This is a genomic window from Caloramator sp. (genome assembly GCF_020054765.1).
In the GTDB taxonomy this organism is placed as follows: domain Bacteria; phylum Bacillota; class Clostridia; order Clostridiales; family Caloramatoraceae; genus Thermobrachium; species Thermobrachium proteoclasticum.
The window spans coordinates 1-24,397 of the sequence record NZ_JAIHAO010000027.1 but is presented as its reverse complement, the minus strand read 5'-3'; the positions used below and the strand labels follow the sequence as shown (position 1 = coordinate 24,397).

The following is a 24,397-nucleotide window of genomic DNA, read 5'->3' as shown; positions in this document are numbered from 1 at the left end:
TCTCCCCAATCTAACTTATCTTTCTAAAATCACTCTCAAACAAGAAAGGACAGGCATTCTAATCGAATACCCGCCCCAACAATTGACAAAGAGCCTAAAAAATTAGCCCCGTGAAAAAATCTAATGCTCTATAGAGCCAATCATAAAATATCTTTCACGGGGATTATATTTTTTATTTTTCAGCTATAAGTACAACATCCTCTCCATCTATTTCATTTAAATGCACATGCACTATTTCCGATAGAGATGTAGGAACATTTTTACCTACATAGTCTGCTCTTATAGGTAGTTCTCTATGACCTCTATCTATTAAAACTGCAAGTTGTATTGCCTTTGGTCTTCCAATATCCACTATTGCATCAAGTGCTGCCCTTACAGTTCTTCCCGTATATAAAACATCATCTACTAAAATTATCTTCTTATTTTTTATATCAAAGTCTATCTTAGTATCATTTATCTTTGGATCTTCATATTTCTCTGTTAAATCATCCCTATATAAAGTTATGTCAAGAACACCTACTGGAACCTCAACACCCTCAAATTGCTTTATGAATTCAGCAATCCTCTTTGCTATTGGGACTCCCCTTGTTTTTATTCCAACTAAAGCTATATCAGATACACCCTTATTCTTTTCTATTATCTCGTGGGAGAGTCTTATTAAAGTTCTTCTTATTGAGTTTTCATCTAATAATTTTGCCTTGATTTGCATATTTTCACCACCTACTTACTTTGATTTCGCAACTTTTCAATCAATTCTATAAAATAATCCGGAGGAGCTGCTGTAAACTCCATATATTCCTTTTTTGTAGGATGAATAAAACCTAAGGTTGTAGCGTGAAGTGCCTGACCTTGCAGTTTATATTTTTGTTTTTTATAGCCATATACAGGATCTCCAACTAATGGATGCCCTATTGAGCTCATATGAACACGAATTTGATGTGTTCTTCCAGTCTCAAGTTTACATTGTATATATGTATTTTCTTTGAACCTCTCAAGCACAGTAAAATGCGTAATGGCCTCTCTTCCACCCTCTACTATTGCCATCTTTTTTCTTTCCACTGGATGTCTCGCAATAGGCCTATTAATAGTTCCAAAATCCTCTTTTATTACACCTTCTGTTATAGCAAGATATATTCTGTTTACTGTATGTTCCTTAATTTGTTCGGCTAAACTTCTATGGGATACATCATTCTTTGCTACAACTAAAACTCCCGATGTATCCTTATCAATTCTATGAACTATACCTGGACGTATAACTCCATTTATTGAAGACAAATTTTTGCAGTGGTATAAAAGTGCATTGACAAGGGTACCCGAATAATTTCCTGGTGCTGGATGTACAACCATCCCCTGAGGTTTATTAACTACAACTATGTCATCATCCTCATATAAAATATCAATAGGTATATCTTCTGGTTCAACCTTTAACATCACAGGTTCTGGTAAATTTAATATTATTTCATCATCTTCCTTAAGTTTATAATTGTTTTTTACAACCTTTTCATTAACAGTCACATTACCATCATTAACTATCTTCTGAATTTGTGATCTTGACATATTTTCTATCATTTCTGCTAAAAAAACATCTATTCTTTTTCCCACATTATCTATATCTACAATAAAATTCATAGACTGTGTCTGCATCTACAAAATCACCTCTGTTTATCAAAAAATATCAATTTAATACACAATAAAACTGCACCTATTGAAACATATATATCCGCAAAATTGAATACAGGCCAGTCAAAAACATCCTTAATATAAAAATGTATAAAATCTACAACGTAGTTTAAATAAATTCTGTCAATCAAATTTCCTATAGCACCAGCTATAATTAATATTAAACAAAAATCTATAAATCTATCCTTACCTTTATTTTTAAATAGATAATAAATAAGTCCTATAACAACTATTGAAGTAAAACCAACTAATATAATTTTCTGATCCCTAAAAATTCCAAAGGCTGCACCTCTATTTTCAACATATACAAGATTTAAATATCCTTTGATTAAGTCAATAGGTTGTTTCAAAATTAAGTACTTTTTAGCAATATATTTAGAAAATTGATCCAACAAAACTAATAAAACAATTAATAATTCCATTTTTCCACCCCATTTTATATATTCACATTTAAATATTTTAAAATAAAAAAGATTTTATGTCTATATATCATATTTCAATCCTTTTCCTTACCAAACATCTTACCGTGACGCCTACATAGGGCACACCTGTTATTATCAACATTAAAATCACAAACCCTATAATCTCCACCTTCTATTTTTAATGTTTTACCATTTACAATAAAATCAGCAATCTTTCTTCTTGCCTCTTCATAGATTCTCTGTATAGTAGAACGTGCAACCCCCATTCTTTCTGCAGTTTCCTCTTGGCTTAAATTTTCTAAATCCATCAATCTTATTGTTTCGTATTCCTCTACTGTCATAATAACATAATTATTCAGTTCTTTTACATTAAGAGGTCCAAATTCATTTACCTTAGGTAAACAGCATACTTTTCTATATTTCCTTGGTCTTGGCAATTATATCCCTCCCTTTTAAACTTACATTTTCTATTTTAACATAAAAACCCCAATTATATAATGGCTTTATAAAACTAATATAAAAAGTGCTGTGATATATGACATAAAAAATTATAGTTTAGTCACTCATCACAGCACTTTTATTGGTCTTTTTAGTTTTCGTTTCTTCTACAGAATCTGCCGCATCCTCTGCCACGTCTATCTCTTCTACATTGTGCACCGCTATTATTATCTGCACATCTTCCCAATCCTCTACCTGTTCTTGGTCCCTTTCCATCTGGACCTGTTCCATCTCTTCTTGGCATATCTTTAACCTCCTTTATGGGTATATGTTCATTACACCTTTATTGTAATACTATTTTGGGCATATGTCAATATTAATTTTAAAAAAGGAGTTGATATTTATCAATCCTTCAAAAAGTTGACTAACTCACTTGTTAGCTAAAGTATGAAAAAGCCCCATGAAAGGATTTCAAAAGGCTCTTTCATGAGCTTTATAAATATGAACAAATAGCGAAGAAATCCTTCATGGGGCTAATCAATACATAAATTTTTCAACAGGCTGAAGTTTGATATTTATCAACTCCTACAACTACTACACACTCCAATAAGCATAATATCTGCATCCTTTATTTCTACACCAAACTTATTTTCTACTAAATTATTTAATTTTATATATTCTAATATCAAATATTTATCATCAATATCAAATACATTTTTACATCTGCTACACTTAAAATGTACATGCATAGCCTTGCCACTATATATCTTCAATTCATAGTAACTTGTATTATCAATTTTTATCTCCTTCAATATACCAAGTTCCGTAAATGAATTAAGTGCTCTATAAACGGTTGCAAGGCCTATATTCTTTTCCTTAACTAAATTATAAATTTCATTGGCAGACATATGCCTATTTCCCTCTATGATAATATCTAATATAATTTTCTTTTGTGTTGTAAATTTTTGTCCTGCATCTTCTATAATTTTTTTATACTTTTCAATTAATTCTTCCATAACAACATCCTATCATATTTATATTAATGACAGTGTCCTTCGTGCTGATGTTCTCTACAAACGCTTCCTGTTGACTTTAATTCCCCTTTAACGTATCTTGAAACTGCATCATCACATAAGCCAGATACCCCAACTATAACCTCTATACCATTTTCATTAAAGAGCATCTGTGCAGTTTCTCCCATTCCTCCTGCTATAATTACATTTACACCTAAATCCTTTAAAAATACTGGTAAAAATCCTGGCCTATGTCCTGGATTTTCTTTAAACTCTGAATTTATTATGTTACTACCCTCTACGTTATAAACCATAAATCCTTCACAATGTCCAAAATGAGCACTAATATTTTTACCTTCACAAGCTACTGCAATCTTCATATTTAATCCTCCTTTAATTTATTTTTGATTTTAATATTCCCCACATTTCTCTAATGGCTTTATTTGCTCTACTCTCTTCATATTCAGTTATAGGTTTTAAATCATTAATAGATTCCATAACCTTTTCATCAAAGGGTATTTTACCTACAATTGTTATATTATTGTTTTTAGCAAAATCCTCAATATCATTTGTAACTTCTGTATTTATATCATATTTATTTATACAAACAAATGTTTTTATGCCAAAATGTTTACATAAAGAATATACTCGTTTTAAGTCCTCCAAACCCGATTTAGTTGGTTCTGTAACAATTAATGCAATATTGCTACCCGTAATAGAGGATATTACAGGGCATCCTATTCCTGGTGAACCATCTATTATTGTTAATTTATTTTCCTTATTATATCTTTTTGCATTCTCCCTAAGCTCAGTTATAAGCTTTCCTGAACCATCAGCTCCAATTTCCATTTGAGCTCTTGATAGCAAACCCTTCTCTATCTTTGTAATATATACATCTGCTGTTTTCTCATCCTTCATAGATATTGCTTTAAAGTTGCAAGCTATAGTACATAAACCACAACCTTCACAGCTAAAAGAATCTACAAAATATTCTTCCTTTTTTATATCTATTGCATCAAATCTACATATTTCTTTACAAATACCACACTTAACACATTTACTTTTATCTATAAAAGCCTTTTTACTACCTATAAAGTCTTTTCTTTCTATGTCTTCCCCTTGATAATATAAATAAAAGTTAGGTGCATCTACATCACAATCTACCCTCATTACATCCTTTGCCAATTCTGAAAGAGCAGTTGCAATCGTAGTTTTACCCGTACCTCCTTTCCCACTTAAAATTACTAACTCCAAGGTAGCACCTCCCTTATATTGTTTACCAATTCATCAAAAATATTTTTATGCTCTCTATCAAAATAAAGTATTTCACCCTTTGAATATAGTTCTGCAGTTTTCTTGTTAAATGGGATAGTCCCTAATATTCTTATGTTATTTTTTATACAATAATTTTTTATAATATTTTCCTCTCCATTATCTTTATTAATTACTACTCCAAAGGGGATATTAAACATCTTAACAAGTTCAATAGCAAGTTTTAGATCGTGTAATCCAAAATTAGAAGGTTCCGTTACTAAAACAGCAAAATCAGAATACTTCAATGAATTAACAACATTACAGGAGGTACCTGGTGGGCAATCAATTACATTCAGTTCATTTTTATCAATAGAACTTATCAACTTTTTAATAACTGGAACAGCCATTGGCTCTCCTATGTTTAGTATTCCCTGCTTTATATTTATTCCAAAGGCACTACCAGATTCTATCCTTCCAATTACCCTCTTTTTATATTCTATTGCTCCAAACTTACAAACATATTGACATGCACCACAGCTGTGGCATAACTTATCAAAAACCAATATATCATCCTTAACCTTAGCAAGTGCATTAAAATTACATGCTTTAACACACATACCACAGCTAACACATTTTTCTTTATTTATTACTGGATATTCATCTTCCACTTCATAAACATTATCTATATTAGGTTTTAAAAACAAAAATCCATTAGGTTCTTCTACATCACAATCGATATAGTTTGCATTCAATGCAAGCGATAGATTGATGGAAACTGTGGTTTTACCTGTTCCACCTTTTCCACTTAATACTGCAATATTCAAGGCAACTACCTCCTAAATTACATCCCATGATGAGATGGACCTGCAATATTTATTTCTTGTAATTCACCATTTTTTAATTTTTCAATAACTTCTTTTATACTTATTTCATCGCATTTATAAGCCTTAATACCTGCCTTATTTATTAAATCAAAGGCATTAGGTCCTAAACTACCAGTTATTACAACATCTACACCTTCATCTATTATCTGTTGAGCTGCTGCAATACCTGCTCCGCCACCGGATTTTTGTCCTGCATTTTCTAATACCTTAAATTCACCTGTTTCAAGATTATGAATTTGAAAATATCTACATCTTCCAAATCTTACGTCCATTAAATCATTTATATCTTGCCCTTTTGCTGATATTACTATCTTCATTTTCTTCACCTTCTTTATTTATTATTAATTTTTGTTAAAGCATCTAATGATGCCGCATTTATTGGATAAGCAATTGGTGAAGAAGTTAATAACGGATGTGTTGCTACTTGGAATGTATTTAATTCATTAGCAGTTAATCCCTTTTGAATTGCAAGGCTTAATATATTTATCATTTCCCCAACGCTTTCTCCACCTACTACTTGTGCTCCAATTAAAACTCCAGAAGTTTTTGAGAACATAAGCTTAAGTTCAATTTTGCTTGTATTAGGAAGTGAACCTGGATGTTTATCCATTGTTGCAAATTTTCCTACAACATAATCAAATCCTTCTTCTTTTGCTCTACGTTCTGTTAATCCTGCTGCAGCTAATGTTTTGTTAAATACCTTAGTTGAGAAGGCACTTATAGTCCCTCTGTTTTCCCTTACAAACTTAATTCCAAAAAGATTTGTTGCAGCAACCTTTGCTTCCATAGCAGCTGTTGAAGCAAGCAATATAGGAACATTTTTATTTGTAAAGAAACATCTTTTTTCAGCACAGTCACCAACTGCAAATATATCCCTTTCGCTTGTTCTCATATACTCATCAACAAGTATTGCACCTTTTTCATTTAATTTTAGACCTAATTGTTTTGCAAGTTCTGTATTTGGAACAACACCCATTCCTAAAATTACTGCATCTGCTTTTATTTTTTCTCCACCTTCAAATTCAACCTCTTCAACTTTACCATTTCCTAAAATAGCCTTTACTTTTGTTCCAACCCTTAAATTAATTCCATTATTTATCATTTCTTGTTGTGCTATATCTGCATATTCATCATCAAAGGCCTGCCATAATATCTTGTCTGCAACCTCAACTAATGTAACATTTTTGCCATTAATTTTTAGCTGCTCAGCAAATTCAACTCCTATAAAACCTCCTCCAATAACTACTATATCCTTCATTTCCTTTAATTTATTTAATAAATCTCCAAGATACTCTTCATCCTTGATTATTGGAAATACATTTTCTAAATCATATCCATTTATAAACTTAGGTACTATTGGAAGTGAACCAGTTGCTAAAACTAATTTATCAAACTTTATTTCTTCTCCACTATTTAATTTTGCTACTTTATTTTCTTTATCTATATTTGTTACCTCATCTATTATAAGCTCAACACCTGCATTTTTAACCATTTCATCAGGAATTCTATTTTTAGCTGTATCGTTTAATGTTCCAAATATGTAAGGTATTCCACATGGAACCATAACACTCTTGTTTTTTCTTACCATAACAACTTTTTTATCAGGATACATTCTTCTTGATGTAGTTGCTGTTAAAATACCTCCTGCACTACCACCTATTACTAAAATGTCTGCATTTATCATATTTACCCCTCCATATAATATTATTAGCATTTGCTACTATCATAATACACCTTATTTTGGTTATTGTCAAATGCTTATTATTAAATCGTAATACTGTGATTTTAATCTAAAAAAATACCACAGGAATTTTACCCTGTGGTATTTTTTATAACATTATTATGGCAACTGATTTTTATATTGTTGATTACTAATATTTTCAACCCACTCAACAGTACCTGGCATTTGCTCGTCATCATAATTTAACTTTGAATGTTTCATCCTATTAAAATTACCTACTTCCTGCCAAGCATCTTCTCCATCGTATTCATTCTCATCACTAACATCTCTAAAACTTCTTCCAAATGGAAACCCTAATACCTCCTCCTCAACTGGTCTATCGGGTTTTATTGTGCTATATCCAAGCTTTTCATTCATACATTTTTTACATGTAGAAACATATGGTATGGCCTCTAATCTTTCATTTTCTATATCTCCTCCACAAATTTCACATATTCCATAGGATCCATTCTCAATATTCTCTAAAGCTGCATCAATCTTTGCTAAAATATTCTTTTCATTTTCAAATAGTGCATAACCTCTCTCTTTGTCGTATACTTCTGTTGCCATATCAGCAGGGTGATTATCTATTGTAGAGAGCTCACTTAATTCCTCCCTTTGTCCCTCCTTTATACCATTTTGCTCCATTTGATTTATTGTATGTAAAATATCCTCCTTCTTCTTTAAAAGAATCCTTTTATATTTATCAAATCTATTATCCTGCATAATATCATCTCCTTATTTTATATTTAATTGAACAAGTTTAACAACTTCTGCTACAAAGCCTCCGATAATAGGAAGGTTTAAAACTACCAATTTTTGTAGTAGATATATAACAAAGGCACCTAAAATAGCAAAACCGAAGGCAATCCCAAAACCTCTTGCAACCCCTGAAAAGAAATTTAAGGCTATCATTCTATAGGGATTTTGCATTAAATCAACATAATCTCCTATTCTTGATTTTTCAAGTTGGATGCAAACTTTATTTAAAAGCTCTTCTGTTTTTTTATTATCTTCTCCCATAATTCTTCCCTCCATACATATATTTTTTAAAAGTTAGTTAAATTTATTCATTATTATTTCTTATCACTTATGATATTGTCATTTATAATATTTTATAAAACAAGATAGTATTAGTAATTACAATTAATACTCAGATTATTGACAAACCCATTTGTTAGCTAAAACATAAAAAAGCCCCATGAAAGGATTTCAATAGGCTCTTTCATGAGCTTTGCGAAATGAATGCCAAAGAAATCCTTCATGGAGCTAATCAATATATAAATTTTTCAACAGCCTGAGTATTAGTAATTCTAACTAATACTATCTTTAGTTTAATTTTTATTAATACACATATATATTCTATTTGTTTCCTCTATAATTAATTTCAATTCCTTTAAATCAATTGTTTGTTCTGAATCTGAAAAAGCCTCATCAGGCTCTATATGTGCTTCTATAATAAGCCCATCTGCACCTGCTGCAATAGCCGCTCTACTCATAGGACGCACAAGTTCCCTTCTCCCAGTACCATGGCTTGGATCAACCAAAACCTTTAGCTTTGTTTTTTGCTTAATAACAGGAATAGAATTTAAATCCAACGTATTTCTTGTATAGGTTTCAAAGGTTCTTATTCCTCTTTCACATAATATAATATCATTGTTACCCTCTAATGCTATATATTCAGCTGCATTTAGCCATTCCTCAATTGTTGCACTAAAGGCCCTTTTTAATAATATTGTCTTTTTAGTCTGCCCGACCTCTTTTAAAAGAGGATAATTGTACATATTTCTTGTGCCTATCTGAAGCACATCAACAACTTCTATCATATATTCAATGTCACGAAGGTCCAAAACCTCTGAAACAATTTTAAATCCATATCTTTCTTTTATATTTTTTAAAATTTCAATTCCTTCATCCTTAAGACCTTGAAAACTATAGGGAGAGGTTCTTGGTTTAAATGCCCCTCCCCTTAAATATTCAATATTTAACTCCTTTAAGCCTGCCGCTATTTTATCCATTGTATCATAATCTTCCACACTACAAGGCCCAGCAATAATTAGAGGTTTTTCCTGCTTAATATTTACATTTTTATCCTTTAAAACCCTTTTTAATTTCATATTTTCACCTACATTGCCCTTATCATATTAGAAAGAATTCCTATTGAATTTTCAATTGCTCTATTCATAAATGTTGGATAATCTACATGGGCACTTCCATCTGCCTTGTCTGAAATAGATCTTAAAACTACAAAGGGAACAGAATTTAAATAACATACATGTGCTATCGCTGCACCTTCCATTTCAACTGCATAGGCATTAAACTTTTCTCTAAAATATTGTATCTTTTCCCTTGAATTTATAAATTGATCGCCTGATATAATCCTTCCACTATATACTTTAAAATCATTTAGTGCCTCTGCACTTCTTACTGCTATATCTACTAATTTTTCATCAGCCTTAAAGGAATAAACCTCCATCCTTGGTACTTGCCCTACTTCATATCCAAAGGCAGTCGTATCAAAATCGTGATGTACAAGGTCCGTTGATACAACAACATCTCCAACATTTATTTCACTGTATACCCCACCTGCAATACCAGTATTTATTACTGCATCAACATTAAAATCATCAATAAGTATTTGAGTACAAACGGCTGCATTGACCTTACCTATACCACTTCTAACTACAACAATCTCTTTTCCTAAGAATTTTCCTAAATAAAATTCCATACTTGCCTTCTTTTCTATTCTTTCAACTTCCATTGATTCCTTTATCTTAATAACCTCTTCATCCATTGCACCTATGATACCGATTCTCATAATAACCTCCTATTATATTCTTGTATATTTTGTACAATTGTATCAGCTTTTACATCAGTTGTTATTATAGCACGACCTATACCCTGTGGCAAAACAATTTTTATATTATTGTCCACATTTTTTTTATCTTTACATATAATATCCTTAAACCTCTTATAATTATTAATTTTTATATTTGTTGGAAGCTCAAAATACTCAAGTATTTTAATTAACCTCTCAAAAATATCTTCAGAAATTAGTTTTCTTTTAAGAGCTATATAGCTCTCATAAACCATACCAATTGCAACTGCCTCTCCGTGTAAAATATTAAAATCAAACATAGTTTCTACTGCATGCCCTATTGTATGACCAAAGTTTAATATATGTCTCTCTCCTAAATCCAATTCATCCCTTTCAACTATTCCTGCCTTTAGTTTAACACATTCAGAGACAATATATTTTAATTTATCAATTTCTCTCTCCTTTATTGCCCTTTTATTCTCCTCTATAAATCTAAATAGATTTTCATCAAGAGATAATCCATATTTTATTACCTCAGCCATACCATTTTTAAAATTTTTATAGTCTAAAGTCTTTATAAGGTTTACATCTATGTATACCAAATTGGGCTGATAGAAGGTCCCAATAATATTTTTAATCCCATCTAAATTGAATCCATTTTTACCTCCAACGCTGCTATCAGTTTGAGAAATGATTGTTGTAGGAACATATACTAAATTTGTGCCCCTTTTGTAGGTAGAAGCTACAAATCCTGCAATATCTCCTACTACACCGCCTCCAAAGGCTATTAAAGTACACTTTCTATCAACATTATTATTGAGAAGAACCCTATAAATATCAAGTATTGTTTCTATTCTTTTACTATCTTCACCAGGCTTAATAATATACTTTCCTATTATTTTATGTTCAAAACTTCTAAAATAATCTGCATAAATTGAATCAACATTTTGGTCAGTTATTATAAATATTTTCCCAACCTTTTTCTGTTCAAACCAAAAATTCAAATGAGAATTGGTGGATGTAACTATAACACTATAGGGATTTTTTAAATTAATCTTTATTTCCTTCATAATAACACCTCAAAAATAAGGATAGCATTTACATGCTATCCTTATTATACAATAAACTTCATTATTTTAAAACACTTACACATCTTGAGCATAATGTTGGATGTCCAGTATCCTGTCCAACAGTTTCACTATATACCCAACATCTTTCACACTTTTCACCTGATGCAACAGAAACAACAACTGCAAGATCCATATTTTCTTCACTTCTAAATGTATATTCTACTCCATCCTTAATACCTTCGTATAGTTCAACCTTTGAAACTATAAATACTGTTTGAAGATAGTCTCTTACTTCATTTAAAAACTTATATGTGTCTCCCTCTGCATAAATTTCTACCTTTGCATTTAATGAATGTCCAATCAATTTATTATTTCTTGCAATTTCAAGTGCCTTTGAAACTTCGCCTCTTATATTTAATATATTATCCCATCTCTTTTCAAGCTCTTCATCCACATATTCTTCAAGTACCCTTGGCCAATCTGCTAAAAGAACGCTATCAACCTTCTCCTCTAATGTATGTGGCATATATTTCCATATTTCATCTGCTGTAAAGGATAGAACAGGAGCTATCATCTTAACAAGTGAATTTAAAATTCTATACATTACTGTTTGTGCTGCTCTTCTTTCCTTTGAATCTGGCTTTTCTGTATAAAGTCTATCCTTTATTATATCTAAATAGAAGTTACTCATATCCACAACACAGAAATTGTGTATTGCGTGATATAGTATGTGGAATTCATATCCTTCATATGCTTCTGTAACTTCCTTAGTTAGATGTTGAAGCTTTAGTAGAGCCCACTTATCAAGCTCGTTCATTTCACTATAATCAACCATATCTTTATTGGGATCAAAGTCATATAGATTACCTATCATATATCTTGCTGTATTTCTTATCTTTCTATAGACTTCAGAGAGCTGCTTTAATATGTCCTTTGATATTCTAACATCAGTCTTATAATCTGAAGATGAAACCCATAGCCTTAAAACGTCTGCACCATATTCCTTTATAACATCCATTGGGTCTATTCCATTGCCAAGGGATTTTGACATCTTCTTTCCTTCTCCATCAACAACCATACCGTGGGTTATAACTGTTCTATATGGTGCCTTCCCTCTTGTTGCAACAGCAGTTAATAGTGATGATTGGAACCATCCTCTATATTGATCGTTTCCTTCAAGATACATATCAGCAGGCCAGCTTAAATCATCTCTTGTTTCAAGAACACCTGCGTGGCTTGAACCAGAGTCAAACCAAACGTCCATTATATCCTTTTCTTTTCTAAATTTTTGTCCTCCACATTCACACTTTGTATTTTCTGGAAGAAGGTCCTTTGCATCCATTTCAAACCAAGCATCTGAACCCTTCTCCTTAAATATTTCAACTACCTTAGCTATAGTTTCTTCAGTTATTAATTCCTTTCCACAGTCTTCGCAGTAGAATATTGGAATAGGAACACCCCATATTCTTTGTCTTGAAATACACCAGTCTCCTCTGTCTTGAACCATACTTGCAATTCTATCTTCTCCCCATCCTGGTATCCATTCCACTTCCTTAACTGCCTCAACTGCTTCCTTTCTAAATCCATCTATTGATGCAAACCATTGTTCAGTTGCTCTAAATATGATTGGATTTTTACATCTCCAACAGTGTGGATATGAGTGAGTTATTCTTTCTTCTGCAAGAAGCATATTTGTTTCCTTAAGGTCGTGTAGAATTGCTTTATTTCCTTCTTTATAAGTTAATCCTTGATACTTGCCAGCCTTTTCAGTAAATCTTCCCTTTTCATCTACAGGATTTAAAACTTCTAATTTATACTTCATACCTATTTCAAAGTCTTCTTGACCGTGGCCTGGTGCTGTATGAACACAACCAGTACCTGATTCTAACGTTACGTGATCACCTACAATAACCAATGATTCTCTATCTATAAATGGATGATAACAAGTTTGTCCTTCTAATTCGCTTCCCTTAAATGTAGCAAGTATTTCTTCATTTTCAAGATTTGCAGCCTTCTTAACTGCTTCAAGCAATTCCTTTGCAACAACATAAACTTCATCATTGAACTTAGCAAGAACATATTCAAACTCTGGTCCTAAGCATATTGCAAGGTTTGCAGGTAAAGTCCAAGTTGTAGTAGTCCATATTACATAATATATGTTATTTAAATCAACATTTAAATTCTTAAATAAACCTTTATCATCCTTAACTCTAAACTTTACATAGATTGAATTTGATGTTTCATCAGCATATTCAATTTCCGCCTCTGCCAATGCAGTCTCGCAGGATGGACACCAATATACAGGTTTTAATCCCTTATATATATATCCCTTTTTAGCCATTTCTCCAAATACTTCAATTTGCTTTGCTTCGAATTCTGGAGTTAATGTCAAATATGGATTTTCAAAATCACCAATTACACCAAGTCTCTTAAATTGTTCCTTTTGTCTTTCAACTTGGCTTAGGGCATAATCCTTACACATTCCCCTAAACTTAACTGGATCAACATCACTAACCTTTATTCCAAGTTTTTTTATTGCTTGAAGTTCAATTGGTAGTCCGTGTGTATCCCATCCTGGTACATATGGAGAATAGAACCCCTTCATTGTTTTATATCTAACTATTATATCCTTTAAAACCTTATTTAGAGTATGACCTAAATGAATATCGCCATTTGCATATGGAGGTCCATCGTGTAAAATAAAAGACTTATTGTTTTTATTCTTTTCAAGTGCCTTTTTATAAATATTTTTACTATCCCATTCCTCAAGCATTAATGGTTCTTTTTGTGGTAGATTTGCACGCATTGCAAACTCTGTTTGTGGCAGATTAAGTGTCTTACTATAATCCATTATAATACCTCCCTTTTTAATTTTATCCAATAAAAAACAGACCTCTGCCCCTGGGGCGAAGGTCTGTCCGCGGTACCACCCAAATTTATAACTCATTAAGATAACGGCATTCACCGGCTCAGCCTACTTAATTCAGCCTGCAACTCAAGGGTGATTTTCAACAAAGTTAGTTTATGGGCTCTCACCAATCCCCACTCTCTGTAAAACATCCTTTGTCTACTCGTCCCTGTCATCGTTTTTTATATTTACCCATAAATATACAATAAACTAAAAATTATGTCAAGTAATTATTTTTCATTTATTATGTATTCCTTATCAAGATTCTCAAGCTCAGATTGAAGAAGAGCTCTAAATCTACTCTTAAACATATTGTACTCATTTTTTAATATTTCATATTCTTTATTGATTTCAAGTACCCTTTCTTCTGCCTTCTTCACAAGTTCATTTGCAGCCTCCTGTGCGTTCTTTATAATTAGTTCTGCCTCCTTCTTAGAACTTTCTTTTGCTTGGTCTGCTGCAGATTGTGCAAGTAAAAGTGTGTTCTGCAGTGTGCTTTCTAAGTTTACATAGTGGCTCAATTTTTCATTTAATGTTTCTATTTTTTCCTTTAAGTTTAAATTTTCTTTATATAACTTTTCATAATCCTCACTTAGTTGTTCTAAAAACTCATCAACTTCATCAATATCGTATCCTCTAAAATTTTTCTTAAACTCTCTATTTATTATCTCGTTTGGTGTTATTGTCATCTCTATTCCTCCCCTATACATATTTTTTTATTGATACAACAAGCCTTTGACTTTTTGTATTTCTAACGACAGAATTAAAAACAAATCTTCCAAATCCCTTAACCGAAACAATATCTCCACTATCTAATTTATAACTTTGTTCATCATTTGATATATAGTTAACCTTTACATTTCCCTGTTTTATTAGGGAAGAAGCTTCACTTCTTGAAAGGTTATATACTTCAGAAATTACAGCATCCATTCTTAAGGATGCAACATTGATAAAAATTTCCTTTAAAGATTGGGTTTTTTCTCTTGCTTTCTCATAAGAAATCCTTTCAAGCTTAACACCTGTATGTTTTATCTTATTCAGATTAAATATAATATAATCGCTAAGCTCTCTTGCAACATATATTTCTGCTCCATCATCAAAAACATTAATATCGCCTATTTTCTCCCTTTTTATACCTAAAGACAATAATGTACCAAGATAGTCCCTATGAGTTAGTTTTTCGAACTTAAAATTACCATTTACTTTGATTATATCTACCGGAAAATCCGTATCTACATCAACTCTACTTATAAGAGCAACCGCCCTTTCATAATTACCTTTACCACCGAAATATTTAATATAGATATCCCTTCTATTTGATAATAAATTTAAAAAGTACTGTTCATCGGGTGTTAAAAAATCTGTAAATTCCTCCTGCCAAGTTCTTTCTACTCTATTTACCATATCAATTAGTTTAACATATACTTCCTTTTTTTCTTCATTTCTTTTTAAAAAAACATCTATATTCATTTAATCACCATATTATAAAATTATTGTTTTAATAAATTCTAAAAATAATATTGCCAGCATTGGGGAAAAATCAATAGGTGTATTGGGCAAAAGTTTAAATTGAAGCCTATAGAAAGGTTCTTTAATAGGATCTATTATAATTCCTATTATTCTTAAAATTTGATTGTTGTGCCTATTTGGAACAACCCAAGACAAAAGAGCATCTAAAAATATTAGAAACTCTAAAAGATTTACAAACTTAAAAAAGGCATACCTTAATGCATCAGTCATTTTTTACCTCCTATTACTCCAATGAAAATATATCACTTTTACTAAATATATTCTTAAGCTCATTTTCTATTTCAACGCCCTTAGGTGTAATAAGATATATACCTCTCTCATTATCGACCTTCTGTAGTGAGCATTCTAAAGCATAAACTGCACCCGATACTGCATCTAAAAGTCTTCGTGCTATATTTTTTTCTGCATCAGCTATATTCATAATAACAATATTTTTAACCTTAAGTTCATCTATCAAATCCTGAATATCTTCACCTAATGTTTGGGGATTTTTAACAACAATCCTTGGAGTTATTGTTTTGCTTTTTATGCTAACGATTTTACCCTTTGTTTCCCTAATGTCCTCAAAATTAAACTCTTCTTCCATTTCCTCAACTTGTTTTTCCACCTTTTCAACCTGTTCCTCATCATCAACAATTCCAATTGTACCAAGTATCTTATTTAACACATTACTCATTGTTAATATCCTCCTTTTTATAATATCTTTCTCCAAAGATACCAGTTCCTACACGTAATATATTTGCTCCTTCTTCTATCGCAATATCAAAATCATCTGTCATTCCCATTGAAAGATATTGAATATCAAAGTTATCATATTTTAATTTTTTTACTTCTTCATACAAGAACTTCATTCTTTTAAAATAAAACCTTGTTTTATCTATATCTTCATTAGGTGGTATACACATAAGGCCTTTTATTCTTATGTTTTTAAGCCCAGATATTCTTTTACAAAAATCAAATAATTCCTCTTCATACACACCATATTTTGTTTGTTCTTTGCCTATGTTTACTTGTATAAGTACATCCATTATTTTATTAATCTTCTCTGCCCTTTTGTTAACTTCTAATGCAAGTTCATAGTCATCTAAGGAATGAATAAGTTCAACTTTATCTATTATATATTTAACCTTGTTTTTTTGTAAATGTCCTATAAAATGCCATCTTACATCCTTTACTTCTTCATATTTTTTAATAAATTCCTGAACCTTGCTCTCACCAAAAACATAAAGTCCTGCATTTTTTGCTTCAATTATCTTCTCTACAGGATGTGTTTTTGATACCCCCACCAATATTATGTCGCCGCTATCCCTACCACATAATTCACAGACACTCTTAATTTTTTCATTTATATAACTAATATTATCGGCAATTCCCATAAAATCACCTCTTTATTCTTTGCTTATCCTTTAAATTCTTGGGATTTACAACCACTTCATCGTTATCCTTTAGAGTAGAATCAGAAGTAACACATACTTTATAATCCATATGACTTATTTTAATTGGCTTAAAATATACATATTCTCCCTTTTTAATAAAAACTCCCTTTTCACCGTTATACTCAACAACAGACTCGCGTGGCAAAATATATCCATAATACCTAGATTTTATTATATACCCATCAAAATACCTTTGTAAATTGAATTCTACTAAATCAAACTGAGTAGACAATACTATAAATATATTTTCGTTTTTTATAAAATAATCTTTAATGATACAACTATATTGTTCTCCATTAACTTCTAATATCATTTCTTTATTCTTCTTTAAAGTTTTAAGCTCATCCTTATTAGCAACAATACACATATACCAAAGAGTGTTATCAACTATTTTAATTCCTTCATTTTTTTTAGAATCCTTAAGAGATAGTATATCTTCTTTGGTAATATTTTTTATATTATTTAATGTGTATTTATTTTCAGCACCATCTATATATAAAAATACTCTTCCCTGTATTGGACTTCTTATATTTTCATACAAAACCTTATCTTTTTTTACGACATCTCCATTTTGAATCTTTAAATCTTTATTATTTAACTCTCCATTTTTTAAAACTACTTCATTCATTACATATATTCCCTCAAAATAGGATTTATCTTCATACCATTCCTGTTGTATTTTTATTGTTTTATATTCAGTATTTAATGCTACTATACAAAGAACAATTGCTAAAATAATAGATATTATTGTTGTGTATTTTATCAAAAATTGTTTTTTAACCACAATAAAATACCTCCTCTTTTTATATTATTTCTTCAAAAAAGAACAAAATCCTTCACAATTTTTTAATTTTTATATAGATGAACATAATTTAATATAAAACATATAATAATAAAATTCAGACACACTAAAACATAGGAGGAGATTGAAGGAGTATTGAGGAAAAAGGAGGCTATCTAATTTAATACTGGATAAACAAATTTTAAGAATATTTATACCTATATTTCAAATTTGTATTTATTTTTCCCTTATGTTATTATATAATCAAACAAATAATAAACTCAATAATTTGTTGGGAGGTTTTATAATGATTTCCGTAAAGGTGGTAACCTTTGCAAAAGAGGTTTTCCACAAACACGATGAGTCCTTTAACTAGGCCATCCATAATAGCTCATCCAAAATATTAAAGAAAGGAGTGAATATTATGGACATCGGCAACATTAAGATGGTTAAAGAGACTATAATAGACACAAAAAATACTACTACTAAAAACGATAAATCAACTTCTACTAAACCAGGTTGCATAAAGATGAACGATTACTTTGCATTTTAATATAATATAAAAAATTAAAGGGACCTAAAGTCCCTTTAATTTTTTATATTATTATACACAAAACTCCACTATTTCCTTCATTTATAATCTTCTGTAGAACTCGCTGTAGTTTTTCCTGTACATCCTCAGGCATCATATAAACCTTGTTTTGTAATCCTTCCTTAACAAGTTCCTCTAAGGATTTCCCAAACATATTAGACTGCCATATTCTTTGAGGGTCATTTTCAAACTCTTCCATCATAGACTTAACAAGTTCTTCACTCTGCTTTTCTGTTCCAACAATTGGAGATACTTCTGTTTCAACATTTGCCCTAATAATATGAAGTGATGGTGCACTTGCTCTTAATTTAACTCCAAACTTGTTACCCTGTCTTACTATTTCAGGTTCTTCAAGCTTTAATTCATCAAGCTGAGGTGGAACTAAACCATATCCAACATCCCTTGCATCCTTTAGAGCGTTTGAAATCTTGTCATATTCCTTCTTTGCAAAGGATAAGTCCCTCATTATTTCAAGCAAATGATGTTCCCCATTAATGTCATATCCAGATATTTCTCCAAGAACTCTAAAGAACAAGCCTTCCTTTACCTTCATTGAAACTACAGCTGTTCCCTCTCCGAGTCTAATATCATCAAGATTTACTTCCCCAACAAATTCATATTGTCTATAATCAAGTACAGTTGGTTTTATGTCTTTTATTTTATCCAAGCCTGCAATTGAATTTTTAACGGCATTAACAAAATTTCTCTTTAACCAATGATCATAGGATAGCTTTTCAACCCACTCCGGTATTCTAATACCTATTTCCTTTATTGGGAACTCATATAGAACCTTTTCCAATATATTCTTAACATCTTCTATCTTCATATTAAGTGCATCAACTGTATAAACAGGCACCTTATATTTATCCTCTAAATTCTTTCTTAAATTAATAGTATCTGGATTATATGGATGTGTTGTATTTAAAACTACAACAAAGGGTTTATTTATCTTTTTAAGTTCGTTTATAACCTTCTCCTCAGCGTATATATAATTTTCCCTTGGTATATCGGCAATAGAACCATCTGTTATTACAACAATTCCTATTGTTGAATGTTCATTTATAACCTTTCTTGTTCCTAATTCTGCAGCTTCAACAAAAGGAATTTCCTCTTCAAACCAAGGAGTCTTAACCATTCTTGACTCACCATTTTCAATATGTCCAGAAACTCCATCAATAATGTATCCTACACAGTCTACCATTCTAACACGCATCTTAGCATTATCACTTAATTCAATTTCAACCGCTCCATCACTTGGTATAAACTTTGGTTCAAATGTTGATATAGTTTTTCCTGAACCACTTTGTGGAAGTGTATCCTTTGCCCTATCCCTTACAGATTGATTAGGAATGTTAGGTAAAACTAAAAGCTCCATTACTCTTCTTATGAATGTTGATTTTCCTGTTCTAACAGGACCAACTACACCTAAGTAAATATCTCCCTGTGTTCTTTCGACTATCTCCTTGTATATATCCAATCCTTCCACAATGTTACCTCCTTCTACAAACCTTCTATGTAATAATATTATTTTAAAAATAATTTTAGAACAAAAAAATAATAAAAACTGAAGAGTTTGCAGAAAAAACAACCACTTGCCTTAATATAACTATTAAGGCAAGTGGTTCAGGCTATTGAAAAAGTTATATATTGATTAGCCCCATGAAGGATTTCTTTGGCATCGGTTCATTTCGCTAATCAATTCTAAGCTTTTCTTTGTTTGAAAAAGTCCTACCCTCGCGATGCCATCGTCCTGATGTCCACTCGGCTCGGCACGTCCTGTGCCGAATTTAGGACTTTTTCAAAGTCGAAAAGCTAAGAATTGTTAAAGCTCATGAAAGAGCCTATTAAAATCCTTTCATGGGGCTTTTTCAGTTCTTAACTAACAATTAGATTTTCTAACAATCTAAAAAGGTCTTGTTTAAATCATTATTTCTAATTCGCTCTTTTTATCCCTTGTCATAAGCTCATTAACTGCTTCTCGTGGGTTTCTGTTATTAAATAATACATCATAAAGGGCATTTACAATTGGCATCTCTACACCTACATTCTTTGCTAAATTATATACTGCCTCTGTTGCGTGAACACCCTCAACAACCATACCAATACTATCCATAGCAGACTTTAAATCCATACCTTGACCAAGCAGAATTCCACATCTTCTATTTCTTGAATGCATACTTGTACAAGTTACTATTAAATCTCCAATTCCAGCAAGACCAGCAAAGGTCATTGGATTTGCACCAAGCTTTACACCAAGTCTTGTTATTTCTGCAATACCACGTGTCATTAAAGCAGCCTTAGTATTGTCTCCATAGCCTAAACCATCTGATATACCTGCAGCAAGTGCAACTATATTCTTTACAGCTGCACCAATCTCAACTCCAACAACATCAGTGTTTGTATATACTCTAAAATTTGAATCCATAAAAATATCCTGTATGTATAAGGCAGATTCTATATTTTCAGATGCTGCTACTATAGTTGTTGGAATTCCAACAGAAACCTCTTCAGCGTGGGTAGGACCGGATAAAACAACTACTTCATTGTTTGGACATTCTTCCTTTATTATCTCAGACATCCTTTTATATGTGGTATTTTCAAGTCCCTTAACTAAACTTACTATAATCTGTCCCTCTGTTAAAAAGCTACTTGCCTGCTTACATACAATTCTAAGAGCATGTGAAGGAACTGCAAATACAATTATTTCTTTATCCTTAATGCATTCACTAAGCTCTAAAACTCCCTTTACACCATCTGGAATTTCTACCTTTTTTAAATATTTTGTATTAGTATGATTATTATTTATCTCCTTTAATAAATCCTTATTTTTATCCCAAACTTCAACACTATATCCTTTTTTAGCTAAATGTATAGCTATTGCACTTCCCCAGCTTCCCGCACCTAAAATACCTACCTTCATATTAATCCTCCTGTTTTGATCTATATATAAATCTAATTGGTGTTCCCTGTAATCCAAAATGCTGTCTTAACTGATTTTCAAGATATCTTGCATAGGAAAAATGAACTATCTCTGGATCATTAACAAAGAAAACAAATGTAGGAGGTTTTGTTGATACCTGTGTAACATAATAAATCTTTAGTGCCTTACCCTTTTCAATCGGTGGCTGCTTCATCATCACAGCCTCGCTAATTACTTCATTTAAAGCACCTGTTTTTATTCTCATAGCATGCTGGTCTGCAACATATTTTATAAGTTCTATAAGTTTATTTATTCTTTGACCTGTTTTAGCAGATATAAATATTATTGGTGCATAGTCTAAGAAAGCTAAATCCCTTCTAATATTTTTAGTAAATTCATTTATTGTTTTATCATCCTTTTCAATAGTATCCCATTTATTTACAACAATTACTACACCTTTCCCCGCCTCGTGAGCATATCCTGCTATTCTCTCATCCTGTTCTGTTACTCCATCATTGGCATCGATCATAACAAGACAGACATCTGCTCTTTCTATTGCAGTTATTGATCTTAAAACACTATACTTTTCAACATCTTCCTTAACCTTACTCTTTCTTCTTATACCTGCTGTATCTATAAATAAAAACTTATCCTCACCAATTTCAACATAGCTGTCTATAGCATCCCTTGTCGTTCCTGGTATATCACTTACAATTGATCTTTCTTCTCCAACTATCTTATTTAAAAGGGTCGATTTTCCTGCATTAGGACGTCCAATAATAGCAACCTTAATTTCAGCAGATTCCTCTTCATCGTCCCCAGTCTTTTTAAAGTGCTTTACTATTTCATCCAGCATATCTCCAAGTCCTAATCCAAGGGCTGCGGAAATTGAAATAGGTTCTCCTAACCCAAGGTTATAGAAATCGTATTTATTATTCTCCATTTCTATATTATCTATCTTGTTAACTGCAAGCACTATAGGTTTATTTGTTCTTCTTAGCATATTTGCAACTTCATAATCATCTGCTGTTATTCCTGTTTTACCATCAACAATAAAAAGAATAACATCTGCTGTTTCTATTGCAATTTCTGCCTGCTTCCTCATCTGTTTTAATATAATATCTTCACTATCCATCTCAATTCCACCAGTATCTATTAATGTGAATTTATTATTTAACCATTCGACTTCACAATATAATCTATCTCTTGTAACTCCTGGTGTATTCTCAACTATTGCAATTCTTCTACCTGCCAGTCTATTAAACAAGGTAGATTTACCAACATTTGGTCTTCCTATAATTGCTACTATCGGCTTTGACATTCTATCACCTCACGCTCTATATTTTTTATTAAGTCTTCTCCTGTAAACTTGCATTTTATTATTTTAGCATTTAGTATTTTACTAAGTTCATCTATACTAATATCATCTAATAATACATCTTCATACGCCTTAAACATATTAGATGATAATAAAAGCACTGTGCCATCAACTTTGCCCTTTAGCTGTTCTATTAAGTCCTTTCCAGTTAAAAGACCTGTTACTGTTATTTTTTCTCCAAAGAAATTATTTATAATAGGATAAACCTTTATATCTACATTAAATTTGCTATTAATCATTTCTGAAATGTTTTTTATAAAATTATAGCTTGACACACCTGTTGCTATTGAGAACTTTTTACCCCTGCCGTCAAATTCAAAATAATCAATGTCACCCTCAACACATCCTTCAAAAAATCTAATCATACCTATTCCATCCTCAAGCTGCTCAAAATCATCATAGTGTTCATAGCTTGGTAATTCTTCCTTAGCCATTATATAGAATTCATCCGCCAATCTAACAAAGGGTATACCAATCTCTCCTTCAATCTCATTTTGTATCTTTCCAACCTGTTCTATTACTTTTTTTGAAGACTCCTCATCAAAGGATTGTAATGGGTATAATCCCTCTCTAAACTTAGTTATTCCAACAGGCACAACTGCCACATTTGATATATTAGGATACATAGTATATAAGTCCCTTATTGTGCGTTCAAGTTCCTCTCCGTCATTTATACCTTTGCATAATACTATTTGGCAGTTTACTTTTATACCTGCATCAGTTAGCTTCTTTAAATATTCTAAAACCTTTCCGGCCCTTTTGTTATTCAACATTTTAACCCTAAGTTCTGGATTTGTAGTATGAACTGAAACATTTATTGGACTGATTTTAAACCTTATAATTCTATCTATATCCTCATCTTTCATATTTGTAAGAGTTATAAAATTACCCTGTAAAAAGGAGAGTCTTGAATCATCATCCTTAAAATACAAAGTATCCCTCATACCCTTAGGTAGCTGATCTATAAAGCAAAAAATACACTTATTTGAACATCTTCTTGGATTATTGATATTAGGATCATCAAACTCAATACCTAAATCTTCATAGGGATCTTTTTTTATTAATATTTCTTTAATATCTCCATTTTTTTTCTTTAGTTTTATATTAATATTACTGTCTGTGGTTATATATCTGTATTCAATAGTATCTAATACATCAACACCATTAATTGAAATAATCTCATCAAAGGGTTCTATACCATATTTTTGTGCTATGCTATTTCTTGCAACGTCTGTAACTACTATATTCTTTCTTTGGTATTCCATACGCTTCACTCCATTTGTAATTTCATTATGTAATGATAACATTTATAATAAAAATATGCAATATTAAGGATAAATAAAGCCGTGAATAAAATTATTTAGATTTATTCATAAAAATTATTAACAAACCTAATTGCTATCTAAAGTATGAAAAAGCCCCATGAAAGGATTTCGATAGGCTCTTTCTTGAGATTTAGCAATTCTTAGCTTTTCGACTTTGAAAAAGTCCGTAATTCGGCACAGGACGTGCCGAGCCGAGCGGCCATCAGGACGATGGCATCGCGAGGGTAG

28 protein-coding genes and 1 other annotated feature are annotated in these 24,397 nt (G+C 31.4%); of the genes, 1 reads left to right on the top strand and 27 read right to left on the bottom strand.

Annotation, left to right across the window (positions count from 1 at the left end; all coding sequences use genetic code 11):
• Positions 1 to 172 precede the first annotated feature (172 nt).
• From pyrR to JG776_RS08875, 23 genes are all read right to left on the bottom strand, one after another.
• Positions 173 to 709 carry a bifunctional pyr operon transcriptional regulator/uracil phosphoribosyltransferase PyrR gene (gene pyrR / locus JG776_RS08985; protein WP_291966754.1) on the bottom strand — a complete coding sequence of 179 codons (537 nt, stop codon included), beginning with the start codon at positions 707 to 709 and terminating at the stop codon, positions 173 to 175.
• Positions 710 to 720: 11 nt separating this feature from the next.
• The gene (locus JG776_RS08980; RefSeq protein WP_291966753.1) at positions 721 to 1,644 is read right to left on the bottom strand and encodes an RluA family pseudouridine synthase; all 924 of its coding nucleotides are present in this window, start codon (positions 1,642 to 1,644) and stop codon (positions 721 to 723) included.
• An 8-nt stretch (positions 1,645 to 1,652) separates the two neighbouring features.
• Positions 1,653 to 2,102: a signal peptidase II gene (gene lspA / locus JG776_RS08975; protein WP_291966752.1), complete on the bottom strand. Its 450-nt coding sequence runs from the start codon at positions 2,100 to 2,102 to the stop codon at positions 1,653 to 1,655.
• A gap of 74 nt (positions 2,103 to 2,176) precedes the next feature.
• Complete coding sequence (locus JG776_RS08970; protein ID WP_291966750.1) at positions 2,177 to 2,539, bottom strand: DUF134 domain-containing protein; 363 nt, start codon at positions 2,537 to 2,539, stop codon at positions 2,177 to 2,179.
• Between the two features lie 152 nt (positions 2,540 to 2,691).
• Positions 2,692 to 2,844, bottom strand: coding sequence for a DUF5320 domain-containing protein (locus JG776_RS08965; protein WP_291966748.1), 153 nt, complete (start codon positions 2,842 to 2,844; stop codon positions 2,692 to 2,694).
• A 274-nt stretch (positions 2,845 to 3,118) separates the two neighbouring features.
• Positions 3,119 to 3,556 carry a Fur family transcriptional regulator gene (locus JG776_RS08960; protein ID WP_291966746.1) on the bottom strand — a complete coding sequence of 146 codons (438 nt, stop codon included), beginning with the start codon at positions 3,554 to 3,556 and terminating at the stop codon, positions 3,119 to 3,121.
• A gap of 23 nt (positions 3,557 to 3,579) precedes the next feature.
• Positions 3,580 to 3,933 (bottom strand): NifB/NifX family molybdenum-iron cluster-binding protein, encoded by a 354-nt coding sequence (locus tag JG776_RS08955; protein WP_291966744.1) that lies wholly within the window; start codon positions 3,931 to 3,933, stop codon positions 3,580 to 3,582.
• Between the two features lie 13 nt (positions 3,934 to 3,946).
• Entirely contained in the window at positions 3,947 to 4,807 is an 861-nt protein-coding gene (locus JG776_RS08950) for an ATP-binding protein (protein WP_291966742.1), read from the bottom strand.
• Positions 4,798 to 5,631 (bottom strand): ATP-binding protein, encoded by an 834-nt coding sequence (locus JG776_RS08945; protein WP_291966740.1) that lies wholly within the window; start codon positions 5,629 to 5,631, stop codon positions 4,798 to 4,800. Before JG776_RS08945 ends, JG776_RS08950 begins: the two co-directional genes overlap by 10 nt.
• Positions 5,632 to 5,648: 17 nt before the next feature.
• Entirely contained in the window at positions 5,649 to 6,008 is a 360-nt protein-coding gene (locus JG776_RS08940) for a NifB/NifX family molybdenum-iron cluster-binding protein (RefSeq protein WP_027307396.1), read from the bottom strand.
• 14 nt (positions 6,009 to 6,022) lie between these two features.
• Positions 6,023 to 7,375, bottom strand: coding sequence for an FAD-dependent oxidoreductase (locus JG776_RS08935; protein WP_291966737.1), 1,353 nt, complete (start codon positions 7,373 to 7,375; stop codon positions 6,023 to 6,025).
• Positions 7,376 to 7,531: 156 nt separating this feature from the next.
• Positions 7,532 to 8,137 carry a TraR/DksA C4-type zinc finger protein gene (locus JG776_RS08930; protein WP_291966735.1) on the bottom strand — a complete coding sequence of 202 codons (606 nt, stop codon included), beginning with the start codon at positions 8,135 to 8,137 and terminating at the stop codon, positions 7,532 to 7,534.
• Positions 8,138 to 8,149: 12 nt separating this feature from the next.
• Positions 8,150 to 8,434: a DUF5665 domain-containing protein gene (locus JG776_RS08925; RefSeq protein WP_027307393.1), complete on the bottom strand. Its 285-nt coding sequence runs from the start codon at positions 8,432 to 8,434 to the stop codon at positions 8,150 to 8,152.
• Between the two features lie 311 nt (positions 8,435 to 8,745).
• On the bottom strand, positions 8,746 to 9,528 hold the full coding sequence (gene aroF, locus JG776_RS08920; RefSeq protein ID WP_291966732.1) for a 3-deoxy-7-phosphoheptulonate synthase: 783 nt from the start codon (positions 9,526 to 9,528) through the stop codon (positions 8,746 to 8,748).
• An 8-nt stretch (positions 9,529 to 9,536) separates the two neighbouring features.
• The gene (locus tag JG776_RS08915) at positions 9,537 to 10,229 is read right to left on the bottom strand and encodes a 5'-methylthioadenosine/adenosylhomocysteine nucleosidase (RefSeq protein WP_291966730.1); all 693 of its coding nucleotides are present in this window, start codon (positions 10,227 to 10,229) and stop codon (positions 9,537 to 9,539) included.
• Positions 10,226 to 11,299, bottom strand: a complete 1,074-nt coding sequence (gene aroB / locus JG776_RS08910; protein WP_291966728.1) for a 3-dehydroquinate synthase — start codon at positions 11,297 to 11,299, stop codon at positions 10,226 to 10,228. The genes JG776_RS08915 and aroB overlap by 4 nt, the downstream gene beginning before the upstream one ends.
• Before the next feature lie 61 nt (positions 11,300 to 11,360).
• A complete protein-coding gene (gene ileS, locus JG776_RS08905) occupies positions 11,361 to 14,150 on the bottom strand; it encodes an isoleucine--tRNA ligase (RefSeq protein ID WP_291966725.1) in 2,790 nt (929 codons plus the stop codon).
• Between the two features lie 48 nt (positions 14,151 to 14,198).
• Positions 14,199 to 14,392 (bottom strand) — a binding site (T-box leader).
• 45 nt (positions 14,393 to 14,437) lie between these two features.
• On the bottom strand, positions 14,438 to 14,896 hold the full coding sequence (locus JG776_RS08900; protein ID WP_291966723.1) for a DivIVA domain-containing protein: 459 nt from the start codon (positions 14,894 to 14,896) through the stop codon (positions 14,438 to 14,440).
• Between the two features lie 13 nt (positions 14,897 to 14,909).
• Positions 14,910 to 15,677 (bottom strand): YlmH/Sll1252 family protein, encoded by a 768-nt coding sequence (locus JG776_RS08895; protein ID WP_291966721.1) that lies wholly within the window; start codon positions 15,675 to 15,677, stop codon positions 14,910 to 14,912.
• Positions 15,678 to 15,689: 12 nt separating this feature from the next.
• Positions 15,690 to 15,947 carry a YggT family protein gene (locus JG776_RS08890; protein WP_291966719.1) on the bottom strand — a complete coding sequence of 86 codons (258 nt, stop codon included), beginning with the start codon at positions 15,945 to 15,947 and terminating at the stop codon, positions 15,690 to 15,692.
• A gap of 13 nt (positions 15,948 to 15,960) precedes the next feature.
• Positions 15,961 to 16,413: a cell division protein SepF gene (gene sepF / locus JG776_RS08885; protein WP_291966717.1), complete on the bottom strand. Its 453-nt coding sequence runs from the start codon at positions 16,411 to 16,413 to the stop codon at positions 15,961 to 15,963.
• The gene (locus tag JG776_RS08880) at positions 16,406 to 17,113 is read right to left on the bottom strand and encodes a YggS family pyridoxal phosphate-dependent enzyme (protein WP_291966715.1); all 708 of its coding nucleotides are present in this window, start codon (positions 17,111 to 17,113) and stop codon (positions 16,406 to 16,408) included. Before JG776_RS08880 ends, sepF begins: the two co-directional genes overlap by 8 nt.
• A 4-nt stretch (positions 17,114 to 17,117) precedes the next feature.
• Positions 17,118 to 17,957, bottom strand: coding sequence for an HlyD family efflux transporter periplasmic adaptor subunit (locus JG776_RS08875; protein WP_291966713.1), 840 nt, complete (start codon positions 17,955 to 17,957; stop codon positions 17,118 to 17,120).
• A gap of 421 nt (positions 17,958 to 18,378) precedes the next feature.
• On the opposite strand from JG776_RS08875, the gene JG776_RS08870 reads away from it, so the two are divergent.
• Positions 18,379 to 18,507 (top strand): hypothetical protein, encoded by a 129-nt coding sequence (locus JG776_RS08870; protein ID WP_291966711.1) that lies wholly within the window; start codon positions 18,379 to 18,381, stop codon positions 18,505 to 18,507.
• 43 nt (positions 18,508 to 18,550) lie between these two features.
• Here JG776_RS08870 and spoIVA read toward each other — a convergent pair whose 3' ends face one another.
• From spoIVA to JG776_RS08850, 4 genes are all read right to left on the bottom strand, one after another.
• Positions 18,551 to 20,032 (bottom strand): stage IV sporulation protein A, encoded by a 1,482-nt coding sequence (gene spoIVA, locus JG776_RS08865; RefSeq protein ID WP_291966709.1) that lies wholly within the window; start codon positions 20,030 to 20,032, stop codon positions 18,551 to 18,553.
• A gap of 432 nt (positions 20,033 to 20,464) precedes the next feature.
• Entirely contained in the window at positions 20,465 to 21,466 is a 1,002-nt protein-coding gene (locus JG776_RS08860; protein WP_291966708.1) for an NAD(P)H-dependent glycerol-3-phosphate dehydrogenase, read from the bottom strand.
• 1 nt (position 21,467) lies between these two features.
• Entirely contained in the window at positions 21,468 to 22,787 is a 1,320-nt protein-coding gene (gene der / locus JG776_RS08855) for a ribosome biogenesis GTPase Der (RefSeq protein WP_291966706.1), read from the bottom strand.
• On the bottom strand, positions 22,772 to 24,109 hold the full coding sequence (locus JG776_RS08850) for a DUF512 domain-containing protein (RefSeq protein WP_291966704.1): 1,338 nt from the start codon (positions 24,107 to 24,109) through the stop codon (positions 22,772 to 22,774). The genes der and JG776_RS08850 overlap by 16 nt, the downstream gene beginning before the upstream one ends.
• Between the last annotated feature and the right edge of the window lie 288 nt (positions 24,110 to 24,397).